A 16062-nucleotide genomic window follows, 5' to 3' on the forward strand; every position below is an offset into this window, starting at 1 on the left:
GCCGTCACGTTCGCCGACCCTGCGCTCGACGAGCGGCTCCTCGCGCGGTCCGCTTGACGATGTCCACCGTCGCCGTCGGCGCCAGCGAGCAGCCGAGCACCAACGCCCGAGACCTGTCTGTGGCAGGCGCGTCCGCCGTTCGAAGGCGGGGCTCACACGCCCCAGGCGAAAAAAGCTCTCGCAGGCGAGCGCGGCCTGGGCCCTGCGCCCGCGCTTTCGATTGCGTCGGGGGATATCCGCGTGCTATGCGATCGGGTTGCTCTGCTGCGCGCGGGCGCTTGACCCCTCGAGGAATGTACGTGCCGACCTCTATTCGCCCCGGCAATTCGGAGGAACGCTCGGCTCTCTGTCCCGTCGTCGGTATCGGCGCCTCCGCCGGCGGCCTCGAGGCCTTGGAGCAACTGTTCGCCCACATGCCGCCCGAGCCTGGCGTGGCCTTCGTCGTCGTCTCGCACCTCGCCCCGCACCTCCCGAGCCTCATGCCCGAACTGCTCGCCAAGCAGACGGCGCTGCCGGTGAGCGCGGCAGAGGACGGAGCGCGCGTCGAGCCCGACCACGTGTACATCATCCCTCCCAACGCGGCCCTCACCCTCGAGCACGGCGCGCTCCGACTCGAAGCGCGAGACGACCGCACCAACCTCATCGACACGTTTCTCCGCTCTCTGGCCGAGGAGCGCGGGGAGCGAGCGATCGGCGTCATCCTCTCCGGGACCGGCAGCGACGGCAGCCTCGGCCTCAAGGCGATCAAGGAGCACGGCGGGGTGGCGATGGCACAGGACCTCGCCTCCGCGAAGTACAACACGATGCCCCGCACCGCGATCGACGCCGGCCAGGTCGACTGGATCCTCCCGGTCGAGGCGATGCCCGCCAAGGTGATGGAGTACGTCGCACGCATCCAGAGCGCCGGCGCAGGCCCGGTCGACGGCGCGCACGAAGCGACCAGGGCGCGCGAGCACGACTTGCTGATGCATCAGCTCTGCGCGCTCATTCAACGCAGGACCGGGCGCGACTTCAGCCGCTACAAGCGTTCGACGATGGAACGACGGGTGCAGCGGCGAATCCACGTGCTCCAGCGGCGCTCGCTGGAGGATTACGTCGACCTGTTGAAGAACACGCCCGCGGAGGTCGATCAGCTGTTTCAGGACCTGCTGATCAGCGTGACCCAATTCTTCCGCGATCCCGAGCTGTTCGAGGCGCTGGCTCGGGACGTTTTGCCGCGGATCCTCACAAACCGGGCGCCGAACGACCCCGTGCGGGTGTGGGTCCCCGGCTGCGCCACCGGCGAGGAAGCCTACTCGATCGCCATGCTGCTGGCCGAGGCGCCGCAGACGGCGGCCCTCGGCGCCAAGATCTTCGCCACCGACATCGACGACGAGGCGCTGGAGGTGGCGCGGGCCGGGCGATACCCGGAGACGATCGCGGACCGGGTCTCCCCGGAGCGGCTCGAACGCTTCTTCGCGCCCCGACCGAACGGAGGGTGGCAGGTCCGCAAGGAGATCCGGGACATGTGCGTGTTCTCGACGCACAGCATCATCAGCGATCCACCGTTTTCACGGCTCGACCTGATCTCGTGCCGCAACGTGCTGATCTACCTCGAGAGCGATCTCCAGCGGACCGTCTTTCCGTTGTTCCACTACGGTCTCCGTCCCGGCGGCTTCCTTTTGCTCGGACCGTCCGAGAACGTCACGGCCCACCCCGAACTGTTCGCCGTCGTCGATGCGAAGCAACGGATCTTCCAGCGGAAGGAGGCGAAGGTCTCCGTCAGCTTCCCGGTCGGGGGGCTCGGCCTGTCCGGTCGTCGGATCGCCGCGCCGCAGGGCCACGAGCCGGCGGCCCGGGATCAGAGCCTCACCCGGACGCTCGAGCGCCTCATCCTCGCCGTCTATGCGCCCCCCGCCGTCATCGTCCGCGGCAACGGTGGGATCGTGTTCGTCTCGGGGCAGACGCGGAAGTTCCTCGAGCTCGCGCCGGGCGCGGCGGGGATCAACGTGCTCGAGATGGCCAGCAAGGAGCTCCGGCCGCACTTGCACGTGTTGCTGCGCGAGGCCACCAGCAAGCGCCAGGAGCGGATCCAGCGCGGAGTCTCGCTCCCCGTCGACGGCCGCGTTCAGCCGGTCGACATCGTCGTCCGGCCGCTCCTCGAGCTCGGCGCGGACTCCGATCTGTACGCCGTGATCTTTTACGAGTCGGGCACCTCCCTGAGCTCCGAACAGGCGGAGGCCGAGGGCCGCACCCCCGCGATCGGCGACGCGCACGCCGCGGCGCTGGAGACCGAGCTGCGCAGCACCCGGGAGAACCTGCAGACTGCGGTCGAGGAGCTCGAGGTCGCGAACGAAGAGCTGAAGTCGACCAACGAGGAGTTTCAATCGTCCAACGAGGAGCTCCAGTCGGCCAACGAAGAGCTCCAGACCTCGAAGGAGGAGCTGCAATCGATCAACGAGGAGCTCCATACCGTCAACACCGAACTGAGCCGCAAGCTCCAGGAGCTCGACAAGGCCAACAGCGACCTGCAAAACCTGTTCGCCAGCAGCCGGATCGCCACCCTGTTCCTGTCCGGCGACCTCACCATCAAGCGCTTCTCGCCCGAGGCGAGCCAACTGTTTCGGCTGATCGACAGCGACGTCGGGCGCGACATCACCGACATCGTCCCGAAGTTCGCCGGCGGTGACCTCGTCGCGGACGTCGAGCGGGTGCTGCAGACCCAGTCCCCGTCGCAACGCGAGGTCCACCTGCTGGATGGGGATGTCTGGTACCAGCAGCGGATCCAGCCCTACCGAACGGCCGACGACGTGGTCGTCGGCGTGGTCATCACATTCGTCGACATCACCGATTTGAAGTCCGCCAGGGACTCGGCGCGCCGGCTGGCGGCGATCGTGGAGTCGTCCCACGACGCGATCCTGGCGCTCGACGAGCGCGCCGCGATCGTGACCTGGAACCACGGCGCCGAGCTGATGTTCGGTCACACCGCGAAGGAGGCCGCCGGGCGACCGATCGGCTTCCTCGTCGCCCCCGGCGAATCGTCGCCGTTCGCCTCGGCCTTCGCCGCGGCGCTCCGCGGTGAGCGCAGTCCGCCGATCGAGGCGATCTTGCGGCGAAGAGACGGCTCGCCGGTGCGGGTGCTGGCGAGTTTGTCGCCCATCACCGACACCCAGGGCAGCCGGGCCGCGGTCTCGTGGATCGCGCGCGACATCACCGAGCACGAGCGCGACCGACAGGCCCTCCGCGAGACCCAGGAGCGCTTCCACGAGGTCAACGCGGCGGATCGGAAGAAGACCGAGTTCCTCGCGCTGCTGGGCCACGAGCTGCGAAACCCGCTCGCGCCGATCCGCAACGCGATTCATTATTGCGGCGGGCCGTGCCCGCCACCACCCCCGAGATCCAGCGGGCGGTGGAAATGGTCGATCGCCAGGCCGCGCACATGGCCCGGCTCATCGATGATCTGCTGGACGTCTCCCGGATCTCCAGCGGCAAGATCCTCCTCAAGAAGCGGCGCGAAGACCTCGTCGCCGTGGTTCGCACCGTGGTCGAGGATCACCGCGCCGAGGCGGCCCGCGCGAACGTCTCCGTGCAGTTCACCGCCCGCGAGCCTCTGCTGGTGAACGGAGACGCGGTGCGGCTGTCGCAATGCATCAGCAATATCCTCGGCAACGCGTTCAAATTCACCGACCCCGGCGGACGGATCTCCGTCGTGCTCGAGCGGCGAGGCGACACCGCGGTCGTGCGGGTGAGCGACAACGGCGTCGGCATGGACCCCGAGACCCTGGCCAGAGCCTTCGAGCCCTTCGCGCAGTCCGACGTTCACCTCGCACGAGGGCGGGGCGGCCTCGGCCTCGGCCTCTCGCTCGTCAAGGCGCTGGTCGAGCTGCACGGGGGCACGGTCAAGGCGACGAGCGCGGGCCAGGGTCGTGGTACGGAGGTCTCGATTCGTTTGCCCCTCGTGGCTTCAGCCCCGCCCGCCACGGAAGCGGACTCGCCGGAGTTCCCAGGCCCCCCGACGATCGGCGGCACGTGCTCGTGATCGAGGACAACGAGGACGCCGCCCAGAGCCTCGGCATGTTGCTCGACATGTGGGGTCATTCGGCCGCGATCGCCGATTCCGGCGCAGCAGGGGTGGAGGCGGCGCTCGCAGATCCACCCGACGTGGTCCTGTGCGACCTCAGCCTCTCCGGCTCCATGGACGGCTACGAGGTGTGCCGGGCCCTCCGCGCGGCCTCGTCGACAGCAGGCGCCCTCATCATCGCCTTGACCGGTCACGGCCTCCCATCGGACACGGAGAATGTCAAGAAGGCCGGCTTCGATCTGCATTTGATCAAGCCGGTGGACCCCGAAGCGCTCGCGCGAATCATTCATCACTCGCCGCACGTGCATGCGCCCGGCTGATATCGGCACGGCAGGGCGTGGCGTGGGGGCTCGAGCATCGACCAACAGAGGTAGAACGCGCCCGCCACCGTTGCGCGCAGGACCAGCCTGCGAGCCTGTTCGCGCCGACCGGCGTCTGTTTCATCTTCATTCATGGCACATGACGGGATGACCGCGCCCCGGCCCTTCGCGCTGGGCCGCGACGACGAGCTCGGCGAGCGCGTGCTCGCATTCTGCGAGTAGGAGGCGGGGATCGGGGATGGTGTCGGGGCAACCGACCGCGGCGAGATGCACCGTGTCGCGGTAGCTCCAGATCGTCAGATTGAGTCCGATCTGTTCGAGCAGCGGCCCGCCGAGGTAGACGCTGTCGAGCGCGGAGCCGACGAGGTATTGCGTCTCCCTCGCCCCGCGCACGTTCGAGATCACGAGGTTGACCGGCGGTCGCGGCAGGCGCGGCAGCACCTGGTCCATGAATAGCCGTATCAGCCAGGGGCGCGCGTACTCGCTCCATTGCTCGAGCAAGCCGCCGACCTGGTGATCGTGGGCGTCCTTGGCTGCCTCCGTGAGCGCGCGGATCTCTCGCAGGCGCGTCAGCGGATCGGCGACATCCGTGCGCAGCGAGACGAGGAGGCTCGACACCTTGTTTCCGCTGAGCCGGCCGTCCTCGAGTCCGCCGGTGGCGACCGGCACGCTCGCCAGCAACGGTCGTCGATGGACCTCGCCGTGGTGGTCCATGAAGCGCCGAAGCGCGCCGGCGGCGACGCCGAGGACGACGTCGTTGAGCGTGCAACCAGTCAGGGTCTTGATGGCCAGCAGGTCCGCGAGCGGCAGGTCTACCGTGGCGAAGCTGCGTCGCGGCGTGAGCGGGGCGTTGAACGCGGTCCGGGGCCCGGAAAAAGGGAGTGAGAGCTTGTGGCCGGGCGTGCGCCGCAGCAGCTGCACGCCGGCGCGCGCCGTCCTTCCGAGGAGGCGTGGCAGCCGGGACAGGCTCCGCAGACGATCGCGGAGCGCGTCGAGGACGAGCTGTCGCGCGCCGGGCAGCGGCTCCGCGGTCCACGTGCTCGTCGGGGGCGCCACGTCGTGGTCGTCCCGTTCGCTGGTCATCACCCGCTCCAGCACTGTGGTCATCGCCGCGCCGTCGATGACCGCGTGGTGCACCTTGCATATGAGCGCCACCCGGTTCCCTTCGAGACCTTCGACGAACGTGATCTCCCACAGAGGGCGGGCGCGGCTCATGTGAGTCGAGAGGATCTCGCCGACCAGAGACTCGAGGGCGCGTCTGTCGCCGGGGGGCGCCAGCTTCGCCCGTCGCAGGTGTTGGGAGAGGTCTAGCGTGGGATCCTCGATCCACACCGGATGGTAGAGATCGCCCGAAACCTCCACGATTCTGCGCCGGAGCAGGGGGACCAGGTGGATGCGGCGCTCGAACAGCCGCCTGATCCGGGTGAAGGAGTAGCCGCCGGGTACTTGCGACACGTCCATGAGCATGACGTTGACTGTGTGCATCGACACCGACGGCGACTCCATGTAAAGGAAGCTCGCGTCGAGTCCGGTCATTCGCTGCATCGGACGCGTCCGTGGCGGAGTGTGGCCGCGAATCCTGAGCGCGCCAGCGGGCGGCCGAGCCATGTCGCACGGTTGCTCGCGGTCAGGCGGCGGCGCGGGGGGCGACGCGTCGACTCGTACGTCCCGGCGCCTGGCACCGCACTCCTGTTCACAGCTTCAGCCGACGCAGCCGGAGCGCGTTGACGGTCACCGAGACCGAGCTCAGCGACATGACCGCGAGCACGACGCCGGGGTCGAGCGAGCGTCCGAACGCCGGGTAGAGAATGCCCGCGGCGATCGGGACGGCCGCGGCGTTGTAGATCAATGCGAGGATCAGGTTCTGTTTGACGTTGCCGATGGCTGCCCGACTGAGCCGGCGCGCCCGCACGACGCCGCGGAGGTCGCCCTTGACCAGCGTGATATCCGCGCTGTCTCTCGCCAGGTCCGCGCCTGTGCCCATTGCGACGCCGACGTGCGCGCATGCCAGCGCAGGCGCGTCGTCGATGCCGTCGCCGGCCATGGCGACGCGCCGTCCTTGCGCCTGCAGCCGGGCGATCGCGCCTGCCTTTTGATCGGGTTCCACTCCAGCCATGACTTCATCGATGCCGAGCTTGCGCGCCAGCACGTCGGCGGTCGTCCGATCGTCGCCGGTGATCATCACCACGCGGAGACCCTCGGCGCGGAGCGCTGCCATCGCCTCCGGTGTGCTCGCCTTGATCGGATCGCTGATATCGACGAGGCCGACGATCGCCCCGTCGACTGCGACGAGCATGACGGTGTGTCCCTCGGCGCGGAGCGTATGGGCGTGCTCGACGTTCGATCCGAGCGCGACGCCGAGGCGGCGCATCAGCGTCAGGTTGCCGACCGCGACGCGATGCCCGTCGACGACGCCTGTCACGCCCTCGCCCGGCATCGCCGTGAGCTGATCCGCCGCGGCGAGATCGAGCCGGCGGGATGCTGCTTCCTCGACGATCGCCGCCGCCCCTGGGTGCTCACTGCCGCGCTCAAGGCTCGCCGCGAGCCGCAGGATCGCCGCCTCGTCCATCTCCGCCGTGGCGACGATCGCGGCGAGCTTCGGCCTCCCCTCGGTCAGCGTGCCCGTCTTGTCGACGACGAGGGTGTCGACGCGCCGCATCATCTCCATCGCCTCGGTGTTCTTGAACAGCACGCCGGCGGTCGCCGCGCGTCCGGCCGCGACCATGATCGACATCGGCGTCGCCAGTCCCAGCGCGCACGGGCAGGCGACGATCAGCACCGAGGCCGCATTGATCAGGGCGTAGGCCATTCGTGGCTCGGGGCCCCACACGCCCCACACGAGGAACGTGAGGCCCGCCAGGCCCGCCATGACCGGCACGAGGTACGCGGCGGCGACGTCGGCGAGCCGCTGGATGGGCGCGCGAGTTCGCCGGCCCTCCGCGACCATCGCCACGATCCGCGCGAGCAACATGTCCGCGCCCACTCGCTCCGCGCGGACGAGGAGCGCGCTGCCACCATTGCGAGTGGAGCCGATGACGAAGTCTCCCGCGCGCTTTTCGGCCGCGATCGGGTCACCGGTCACCATCGACTCGTCGACGTAGCTGCGCCCCGCGAGCACGATGCCGTCGACCGGGACCTTGTCGCCGGGCCTGACCCGCAGACGATCGCCGACGCGGACCACCTCGAGCGGGACCTCCTCCTCGCTGCCGTCCTGAGTGAGCCGCCGGGCTGATTGCGCCGCCGTGTCGAGCATCCTGCGGACCGCCGCCCCGGGCCGGTGGCGGGCGAGCAGCTCCAACACCCGTCCCAGGAGCCCGAGCGTGATGAAGACAGACGCGGCCGCGAAGTGCACGGCGACCTGCCCGTCCTGGTGTCGGAGCGCTGATGGAAAGATCTGCGGCACGAACGCCGCGACCAGGCTGTAGCCATAGGCCACGGCGGCGCCGAGCCCCGTCAGAGTGAAGACATCGAGGCGGCGGCCACGCCACGACGGGGCCGGCCGGGCATAAAACGGCCACGCGGCCCACGTGCATACCGGCGACGCCAGCACCACCTGGACGAGCACAGGCCACCGAAGCGCTCCGCGCGCTGACGAGAGGTCGTGAACGGCGAGCAGAAGCAGCGGGATCGTCAGGAGCGCCGCCACCCACAATCGTCGCTTCATCGCCCGCAGATCGCCGCCCTCTTCGATCCCCGTGCGAGGGACCCCACGCGGCTCGAGCGCCCTGCCGCAGAGGGGACAGATGCCGGGCTCGCTTCGGAGCATGTGCGAATGCACCGGGCACACCCATTCGAGGCGACGCAAGGCCGCCGAGGTTCCGATCGGCTCGAGAGGCGTGCCGCACTTGGGGCACGTCCCCAGGGCCGGCTGACGCACCTCCGGGTGGCTGGTGCAGGTGAATGCTCCTGAGACCGGCTCCCGACCCGCAAGGGGCGCTCGGGACGCCGGATGTCCCTGCACGCGTGCCATGAGGTTCTTGTGGGCGGCAAGGCAGCCGACCGCAAGCTCGCGGCGGCGTCGCGTCGCGTCCTCGCGGCGCGGCGCGAGCACCAACGCCAACGCCGGCGCTCGCGGCGAGGAACGACCCGCGCGACGCGCACACGGGCCTCGACGCTCCCCGAACGCGACAGCGCTCCGCCCAAATTGCTCGGTCCGCTCGATTCGGGACCGATATCGACGTTCTCTGATCAGGTCTCCCCAAACGAAGCGCGAGAGTCGTCGGGTCGTCGACGCGCCGTCTACCGCGGCGCGGTTTACGGAGTACAATGATGATGTGGCGTCCTCGACCGGTTTCCTCGACCGTCATGGCGACGAGATCCTCAAGACGTGGGCCAGCGAGGCCAGCCGCGCGGCGTCTGCCCGCGGGCTCTCCGACGTCGAGCTCAAGAATTTGATGCCGATCTGTCTGGCGGCGCTGACGGGCGGCGCCGACTTGAAGGTAGTCATGCGTCACATCGAGAGCCACCTGTCGGATCGGATCCGCTGGGGCTTCGAGGTCGGGGAGGTGGTGGAGGAGTTCGCCATTCTCCAGCGCTGCATCTCGTCCTGTGCAGCGTCGGCCCCGGCGGATGAACGGCCGTCCCCCGACGAGCTCGCGCGGATCTTCCTCGCCCTGCAGAGCATCATGGTGCGGACGACCGACTCGTTTCAAATGCACATGCAGCTCGACGAGCAGCGCGAGAAGCGTTACCTCCGACAGTTGCGGACGCTGGCCGACCAGGCGCTGCGCACGCCCGGGGCGCCGCTCGGAGAGCATCTGAAAGCGATGCTGGCGGTGATCATGGAGGCGATGGCCGCGCAGTGCGCGGCGCTGTTCCTGTACGATTCGCGCAGCGAACTGCTGGTGACGCGGGCCGCGGTCGGGCTCGCCGAGGACGAGTTGCAAGAGATCGTGACGTCGCTCGACCCCGCCACGGTCACCGGCCTGATGGCCACGAGCGAGGAGCCGGTCGCCATCGACGACGTCGCTACCACCGAGCTCGTGGTCAGCGACGCGCTGCGGAGCAGCGGCATCCACTCGCTGCTCGGCGTGCGCCTCCCGCGGCGCGACCGGATCCGGGGCGTGATGTACATCGGCACGCGCGCGCAGGGGCCGTTCTCCGTCCGTGAGCGCCGGCGCATCGAAGCGCTCGGCGAGGGGATGACCCTGCACCTCGAGAACGGGCAATTGCACGCGGAGCTGCGGCTTCGCATCGACGAGCTCGAGGCCGAACGCGCCCTGCGGGAGCGCTTCACGGCCATCCTCGCGCACGATCTCCGCGGTCCGCTGGCCAGCGCCAGGATGAGCGCCCAGACCCTGGTCCGGCTCGGCGACCGGGCCGCCCGACCCGAGCTCGTCGCCCGGATCGAGCGCAACCTCGAGCGCGTCGATCTCATGATCCGCGACTTGCTCGACGTCAGCCGAATGGAGGCCGGCCAGCGCTTGCCGCTGAACATCGACTGGTGCGACCTCCGCGAAATCGCCGAGGAGGTCGTCCAGGACCTCGAGGCCCAGTACGGCCCGCGCTTCGCGATCGAAGCCGACGGGGAATTCCGCGGCATGTGGAGCCGCGACGAGCTCCGCCGGGCGGTGTGGAACCTCGCCGTCAACGCGGTCAAGTACGGGCGGGCCGACACGCAGGTCGCTATCCGGCTCGCGCGTCGCGGCGGTGACGTGCGCCTGTCGGTCCACAACTTCGGTGACCCGATCCCCGCCGAGCACCGCGAGCACATCTTCGACGTGTTCTCGCAGCGGCGCCGAGCGCCGCAGGCAGGAGAGCTGGGGCTCGGGCTGGCGTTCGTCCGCGCCTGCGCCGAGGCCCACGGCGGCAACGTCGAGGTCGAGAGCGCCACCGAGGAGGGGACGACCTTCACGATCACGCTGCCGTTCGACGCACGGCCGCATCAGAAGTGAGCAGGCGGGGTCCGTTCGGGCGCGAGGACCGAGGCCGGGTGGGGGAGGATTGGGATTGCCCCGAAAAAGTGGACACTTTGCTTACGCCGCTTGCGTCTCCGCCTGTACGGCGTAAAAGCTCTCCTCGTAGGCGACCGGGGTCCTGTAGCCGATCGACGAGTGGCGACGTTGACGGTTATAGAACACTTCGATCCATTCTGAGATCGCCGTCCTCGCGCTCTCTCGCGTGAGGAAGATCGTGCGATGAACGAGCTCGGTCTTCAGCGTGCTGTTGAAGCTCTCGGCGACCGCGTTGTCCCAGCAGTTCCCCTTGCGGCTCATGCTGCACGTCATGCCTGCCTCGCGCAGGGCCTCCCGGTAGTCGTCTGCGGCGTACTGGGAGCCTCGGTCCGAGTGGAAGAGGAGTCCCTCCTCGGACGGCTCGCGATGGCCCAGCGCGGCTCGTAGCGCGCCGAGGGCCAGCTCGGTGCGCATGTGGTCGGCCATCGACCAGCCGACGACGCGACGCGAGAACAGGTCGATGATCACCGCGAGGTACAGCCAGCCCTCGAGGGTCCAGACGTACGTGATGTCGGCGACCCATGCCTTGTCGGGCTTGCTGACGGTGAAGTTGCGAGCGCCGATGTTTTCGGCCACCGGGAGCTTGTGGTTCGAGTCGGTGGTCCTCCTGAATTTCGGTCTCCGACGGCCCTGGATGCCCTCTTTGCGCATGAGGCGGGCCACGCGTTTGCGGCTGACCTTGCGGCCACGCTCGTGTAGTTCTCTGCGAATTCGCGGGCTCCCATAGGTCTTCCTGCTCGCGGCATGGATCTCCGCCACCTCCTGGACGAGCGCCGCGTTCTCCTGCGCTCTCGGCGACGGCTCACGCGTCTTCCAGGCATAGAAGCCGCTCCGCGAGACCTCGAGGAGCTCGCACATCATGATGACCGGGAAATTGGCCTCCTCCGCCGCGATCACCTGGAAGACGGTCACGTCTCCCTGGCGAAGAAGGCCGCCGCTTTTAAAAATCGCGCTCCATCTCCACCCGCTTCAAATCCTTGCGCAACCGGGCGAGCTCGGCCCGCTCGTCCGTCGTCAGCGGCCCTCGCGGGCTCGGATTCTGGTTGATCTCGTCCTGCTTCACCCAGCTTCGCAGCGCGCTCACCGTCAAGCCCAACTCCTGAGCGACCTGCGCGACCGATTTCCCTGAAGTCTTGACGATCTTGACCGCCTCGGCCTTCTGCTCCGTCGTGAACGCTCTCCGCTTCTTCTTGCTCATGGCCTTCAACCCTCTCTACTTCTGACTCATCGAGGGTGTCCACTGGATCGGGGCAGGTTTACGTTGCCGCCGATCTTGAGGAGCCCCTCGACCGCTGCGTCGGCGCGATCATCAACGCGCTTGCGCTTCCACCATCAGCCACTCCGGCACGCCACAGTATCACCCTGGGCCTTGCCGGTGACTAACTCGCTTAGCGGAACTAACCTCGTTCGGCCCGCGCGCCGGTCTTGCTGGGCTGTGTATGTTCACGTTCGCATCCCAGACGGCGGTACGCCACCGGCCAAGGCTGCATGGGCAAGGTCGATCTCGCGTTCTCGATCAGCTTGCGGTGGACGATGAAGGAGGCACGCGTTGTCATCGCCCGGCCCGGCGGCGCCCAGGCGACTGCGGCCGCGCGCGAAATCGCCCGGGCTTGCGGGCCAACGCGCGCGATCGAGGATGGTGATGGCGGTTATCGCTCGTCGTCTGGTCCTTGGAACATATTCTCGCGCTGATGCTGAGGACGGAGGGCGTCGCACGGCAAGCAGCGGAGGTTCAGCCCCGGGCTGGCTGGCGGTGCTGTCGGGATTTGGCCTCGAGCGCGTGACGCCCACCTCGAGCACGGCATCTACCTCCGAGGACGCTTGACGCCCGCCCATACTTGCGGCCTCAAGATCGCAGGGGGCAGCTCGAGCGACAGGCTCACGCGCGAAGACTTACCTGGATCCTGCCATCGCCCGGTGATAACGTGGGAAGGATGAGTGCTGGCACTGGGAGTGGTGATGTGGAGCTGGTCGAAGCCTACGTTCGTGAGAGGTACTCGGCCCCGACGATCGTGAGCGACGACCTCAGTGTGGGCGGAGCGGATAGCTCCGAGATCGTCGACGTCGAAGTCAAGCTGGAGAAGGAAGACGAGGACGGACGCTGGTTCGACGTCCGTGTGCTGTGTCAGGCAGGGGTCTGGATCGATGACGGTGATCCTTACGATGAGATGGACAAGCGTCTGCGAGCCTTCTCTGTCACCGGGAAGGTGTTGGTCTCCGAGCTCGATGGGGAGCGCCTCTGCGAGATGCAGGGCGGCTTCCCGGACACTTTCGACTACGACGACCTCGGTGAGGACATCCCTCATCCTCCGGAAGACTGGACCGAGTAAAAGGCGCCCTCCGGCGCTCACCGCGGGCAGCGTTCCTGGAGGGACGACGATGATTCCGGCGTCGGTGCGGATTTTCGTATGCATGGAACCGCAGGACATGCGGCGTGGGTTTGATGCGCTCGCGCTCACGGTGCGGCAGGTGATCGGCGAGGACGCGACGCCGAACGGAATTTCTCGCCGTCTGACTCCTGCTTTGCACGCGGCTCGCATCGTGCTACAAGGCGCCATATGATCACCAAGCGCACTGGAAATCGAGCACGAAGCTTGTGCTCTGACGTGTCGTTGGCCTTCGTCCTGAGCAGCAGCATTTTTGCCTGCCAGAATGAAGGAGAGGACTGCGTGACCTTCGGACCTCGTGCCGAGGCCCTCGTGCCTGAAGACGCTGTGTTTTGCGGCGCTTCGTCCATTCCAGATGACATAAAACATAAGGACAATATCGCGGCCTGTTTGACGAAACACCTGCAAGACTGTACCTCGGCTTGGGGTCGTTTTCTCGTGCCGCACCAGAACGATATATATCTGGCGATTTACTACGTCATTGTCAATGACTCGTGCGAAGCGACAGTGCTCGTGGCGCTGGATCCCGAAGCGCCCGACGACGCCTTTACGGAGGTCACGTGCAAGAAGTTAGAAGCTACAGGTGATGGCGGTAGTGTCTCCACGAGCGAGTGCGGGGCGAAGATCGCCTATCCCCGGTGTGACACATCGTCGTAGGAAGGTAGGCAGGTAGGCTGAAGATCAGCTCGGTGGACGCGGTCGCCCGGACCTGCGCTTCGGCTTCTGGAGCGCCCGGAGCGCTGCTTGTGGCAGCAGGGTCTGCATGCTAAGAACTCGGGCGTGATTGAACGTTTCTGGACGCACCTGGCGCTCGCCGCCCTTATGGCCGGGGCCGCCTGCCCCGAGCCGGATGTCTGCACACAGACAGGGTGCGCCTTGGAGCCGTGGATCCGCGTCGTCGACGAAGGAACCACGGGCGGCCACCTCCGGGCGGGAAAATACCTGTTCCGCCTGCAATCGGCAGACATAACTTTCGAGTGGGAGTGCGTCCTGGCCGCTGACGACGCCCCCGATCCCGCCTGTGACCGGTCCTCGCTGACGGCCATGGGCGAGTCCAAAGATGGGCCCGTGCGCTGGGTCGTCGACGTCGCTCACGAGGGCGACGGCCTGGCGATCGAGCTCGTCGAGATCCAGGAGGAGGGCAACATCATCACGGGCCCGGAGCAGCTCACGGTCACCGTGATCCGTGACGACCTGGTCCAGGTCGAGGAGATGCACCATCCCGAGTACACGGGTCATTGGCCCAATGGCATGGAGTGCGGCCCTTATTGCGCCGCAGCGAGCGAGCCCGTCGTCGTCCATGTCCCGGAGTGATGCGGTTGCCGAGAGACCCGGAGGCGGGCGCGATGCCGTCGAGTCGCGCGTGCCGGGGGCTCTTGCGCGACGGTCGCGGCGCGAGGGCGTCGACGCGGCCGCGTCGGCCCGACGAGGTGCAATCGCGGCACCCGCGCTTTGACCAAGCACGTCCTCGCACGGATGCTGCTCTCGCCCGCGGCGCCGACGGCGATCGAGTGGCGTGTGGGGCGCACGCGGAGGGGATTGATGCTAGGCGCGGCGCTACGCATCGACATCGAGTGGCTCGGCGCCCATCTCGTCGTCGTCCCCGAGTGCTTCCGCGGCGGCGCGGCGTCCGAAGGGACATGCCGATTTCGGCCGGCCGGCACTTTTTCAGCAACCTGCAAGACCCAGCGGACCCGACCTCAACCCGCCCCGACCGCACCCCGCCAGCGCCCAGAACGCTCGCTAGCGCAAGAATCTGTCACAGGTCGGGACCTGTGACAGACTCTGGGACGAAACCAGAACGACGCAGATAACCGCAGAACAAACCGAGCATCTTTAACCCCCGCGTATTTTCGAGAATTCAGGGCTGCGCTGGCATTGGCGCGGGGTTTGCTGAAGCTTAGAACTTGTTCCACAAATACTCAGTATCTCCCCGCCGGCGCGGAGATACAGGCATTTTGCGCTACGAACTTAACACTCGTAACCTCGGCCTAACCCTCTCGGGCTCGGGCGTGGTCGGGGCCGGCCCAGGCGCCCCTTCGTCGAGGCGGGCGATGCCGGCCTTCATGGCCTTGGCCGCATTGCGGACATGCATGTAGCCCTCGGTGGTGCTGGCGTGTTTGTGGCGCGCCAGGAGCTGGAGTTCCTGGAGGTTCGCCCCCTTCTCCAGCAAGAGCGTGATGAAGGTGTGCTTCGCCTTGTGGAAGCCCCTCCACTCGACCCCGGCCCTGTCGGCCAGTTCGATCATGTGGGTGCGGAACGCGCTCTCCGACATCCAGGCGTTCCGCTCCCCCGGGAAGACGTGGTCGGTCAGCTTGCAATCCTTCCGCGCCTTCGCCAGCTCGGAGCGGAGTCGGGCACGCATCGGCACGGACACGGCCTTCTTCCCCTTCGGGCACTTGAGGCCGGTCCGGTGCATTGAATGCCTGATGTGGACCTCGCTGTTCCTGAGATCCACGTCGCACCACCGGAGCGCCAGCATCTCGTTCCGCCGCAGCCCGGCATCAAGGCTGAGCAGGAGTGCAAGCGTCCCGATCTCGTCCCCCTCCGCGGCGGCGAGGAGGAGTTCCATCTCCTCGTCCGTGTACGGGTCCTTCTCGGCGGCGTCCTGGGTCTTCAGCCGCTTGATCGTGGGCACCCCGGCCAGTTTCTCCTTCTCGACCGCGTAGCTGAGGACGCCCTGCAGCTTGACGATGATGTGATTGCAGGTCGACGGGGCATACCGCTTCTGGAGTTCCTCGCGGTAGTCCAGGATGCGCGTCTTGGTGATGAGCTCGATCGGCATCTGGCCGAACTTGGGCGCCAGGTGGCACTTCCAGACGGACTTCCAGGTCTCCTTCGAGGTCGGCTCCTCGTGACAAAGGACCCGGTCCTCCATCTGCTTGAACATGGCCTCGAGCGTGATGGCCTTCGGGCTCTCTGAGCCGGGCGATGGCTCGGATGCTGGCGCTGGCTGAGGTTCGGGCTTGGACTCTTCTTCCTGTTCCCTCTCCTTCCTCGTCTCGCCGTAGATCTCGGCAAGGAATCGGTCGGCGTTCTCGCGTGCCCACACCTTCGCGGTCTCCGCGGTGTAGCCCTCCGGAGCCGTACGCTGGATCCGGAGGTTCTTCCCCTTGGTGCTGCGGGGATCTGGGCAAGAGAAGCGCATGTCGACTTGGACGCGTTCTGGGTTGTGTGGTGATGGTCTGGTGCAGACCCTCATGAGCCTGGCCCTCGGGAGTGAAGGCCCGGCTCCGGCGTTCTCCGCCAGCAAGGGCACCAGATCTTCGCGGACCCAGCAACGCCTTCCTCCGATGATGCGGCCGGCCGGGAATTGCCCCTAGCGACGGCCGCCCTCAGCG

General features: G+C 67.5%; 11 protein-coding genes and 2 pseudogenes. 9 read left to right on the forward strand and 4 right to left on the reverse strand.

From position 1 onward, the window contains the following. Positions 1 to 293: 293 nt before the first annotated feature. The 3 genes and pseudogenes from OV079_RS49135 to OV079_RS49145 all read left to right on the forward strand — a co-directional run. Positions 294 to 3209, forward strand: a pseudogene (locus OV079_RS49135) (chemotaxis protein CheB); the annotation flags it as partial. A 209-nt stretch (positions 3210 to 3418) separates the two neighbouring features. After that, positions 3419 to 4018 (forward strand): sensor histidine kinase, encoded by a 600-nt coding sequence (locus OV079_RS49140; RefSeq protein WP_267777234.1) that lies wholly within the window; start codon positions 3419 to 3421, stop codon positions 4016 to 4018. After that, on the forward strand, positions 4009 to 4380 hold the full coding sequence (locus tag OV079_RS49145) for a response regulator (RefSeq protein WP_267777236.1): 372 nt from the start codon (positions 4009 to 4011) through the stop codon (positions 4378 to 4380). Before OV079_RS49140 ends, OV079_RS49145 begins: the two co-directional genes overlap by 10 nt. 126 nt (positions 4381 to 4506) lie before the next feature. On the opposite strand, the gene OV079_RS49150 is transcribed toward OV079_RS49145, so the two are convergent. Beyond that, positions 4507 to 5916, reverse strand: a complete 1410-nt coding sequence (locus OV079_RS49150) for a WS/DGAT/MGAT family O-acyltransferase (RefSeq protein ID WP_267777237.1) — start codon at positions 5914 to 5916, stop codon at positions 4507 to 4509. 157 nt (positions 5917 to 6073) lie between these two features. Beyond that, positions 6074 to 8350, reverse strand: a complete 2277-nt coding sequence (locus OV079_RS49155; protein WP_420829603.1) for a copper-transporting P-type ATPase — start codon at positions 8348 to 8350, stop codon at positions 6074 to 6076. A gap of 304 nt (positions 8351 to 8654) precedes the next feature. Between OV079_RS49155 and OV079_RS49160 the strand changes: the two genes are divergently transcribed. Next, entirely contained in the window at positions 8655 to 10274 is a 1620-nt protein-coding gene (locus tag OV079_RS49160; RefSeq protein WP_267777242.1) for a sensor histidine kinase, read from the forward strand. Positions 10275 to 10355: 81 nt separating this feature from the next. Here OV079_RS49160 and OV079_RS49165 read toward each other — a convergent pair. Continuing rightward, positions 10356 to 11532, reverse strand: a pseudogene (locus tag OV079_RS49165) (IS3 family transposase). Between the two features lie 290 nt (positions 11533 to 11822). Here OV079_RS49165 and OV079_RS49170 point away from each other — a divergent pair. From OV079_RS49170 to OV079_RS49190, 5 genes are all read left to right on the forward strand, one after another. Then, the gene (locus OV079_RS49170; RefSeq protein ID WP_267777243.1) at positions 11823 to 12026 is read left to right on the forward strand and encodes a hypothetical protein; all 204 of its coding nucleotides are present in this window, start codon (positions 11823 to 11825) and stop codon (positions 12024 to 12026) included. A gap of 269 nt (positions 12027 to 12295) precedes the next feature. Then, a complete protein-coding gene (locus tag OV079_RS49175) occupies positions 12296 to 12664 on the forward strand; it encodes a hypothetical protein (protein WP_267777245.1) in 369 nt (122 codons plus the stop codon). A 49-nt stretch (positions 12665 to 12713) separates the two neighbouring features. Continuing rightward, positions 12714 to 12896, forward strand: coding sequence for a hypothetical protein (locus OV079_RS49180; protein WP_267777246.1), 183 nt, complete (start codon positions 12714 to 12716; stop codon positions 12894 to 12896). Next, positions 12893 to 13378, forward strand: coding sequence for a hypothetical protein (locus OV079_RS49185; protein ID WP_267777249.1), 486 nt, complete (start codon positions 12893 to 12895; stop codon positions 13376 to 13378). The genes OV079_RS49180 and OV079_RS49185 overlap by 4 nt, the downstream gene beginning before the upstream one ends. Positions 13379 to 13501: 123 nt before the next feature. Next, entirely contained in the window at positions 13502 to 14035 is a 534-nt protein-coding gene (locus tag OV079_RS49190; protein ID WP_267777251.1) for a hypothetical protein, read from the forward strand. A 649-nt stretch (positions 14036 to 14684) separates the two neighbouring features. Here OV079_RS49190 and OV079_RS49195 read toward each other — a convergent pair. Continuing rightward, a complete protein-coding gene (locus OV079_RS49195) occupies positions 14685 to 15974 on the reverse strand; it encodes a tyrosine-type recombinase/integrase (RefSeq protein ID WP_267777254.1) in 1290 nt (429 codons plus the stop codon). Positions 15975 to 16062 lie beyond the last annotated feature (88 nt).

It is taken from the genome of Nannocystis pusilla (assembly GCF_026626665.1).
Taxonomy (GTDB): Bacteria; Myxococcota_A; Polyangia; order Nannocystales; family Nannocystaceae; genus Nannocystis; species Nannocystis pusilla.

Coding starts and splice junctions, on each gene's coding strand:
- OV079_RS49140 (WP_267777234.1), top strand. CDS start 3,419: ATGGCCCGGCTCATCGATGATCTGCTGGACGTCTCCCGGATCTCCAGC.
- OV079_RS49150 (WP_267777237.1), bottom strand. CDS start 5,916: ATGACCGGACTCGACGCGAGCTTCCTTTACATGGAGTCGCCGTCGGTG.
- OV079_RS49155 (WP_420829603.1), bottom strand. CDS start 8,350: ATGGCACGCGTGCAGGGACATCCGGCGTCCCGAGCGCCCCTTGCGGGT.
- OV079_RS49170 (WP_267777243.1), top strand. CDS start 11,823: ATGGGCAAGGTCGATCTCGCGTTCTCGATCAGCTTGCGGTGGACGATG.
- OV079_RS49180 (WP_267777246.1), top strand. CDS start 12,714: ATGATTCCGGCGTCGGTGCGGATTTTCGTATGCATGGAACCGCAGGAC.
- OV079_RS49185 (WP_267777249.1), top strand. CDS start 12,893: ATGATCACCAAGCGCACTGGAAATCGAGCACGAAGCTTGTGCTCTGAC.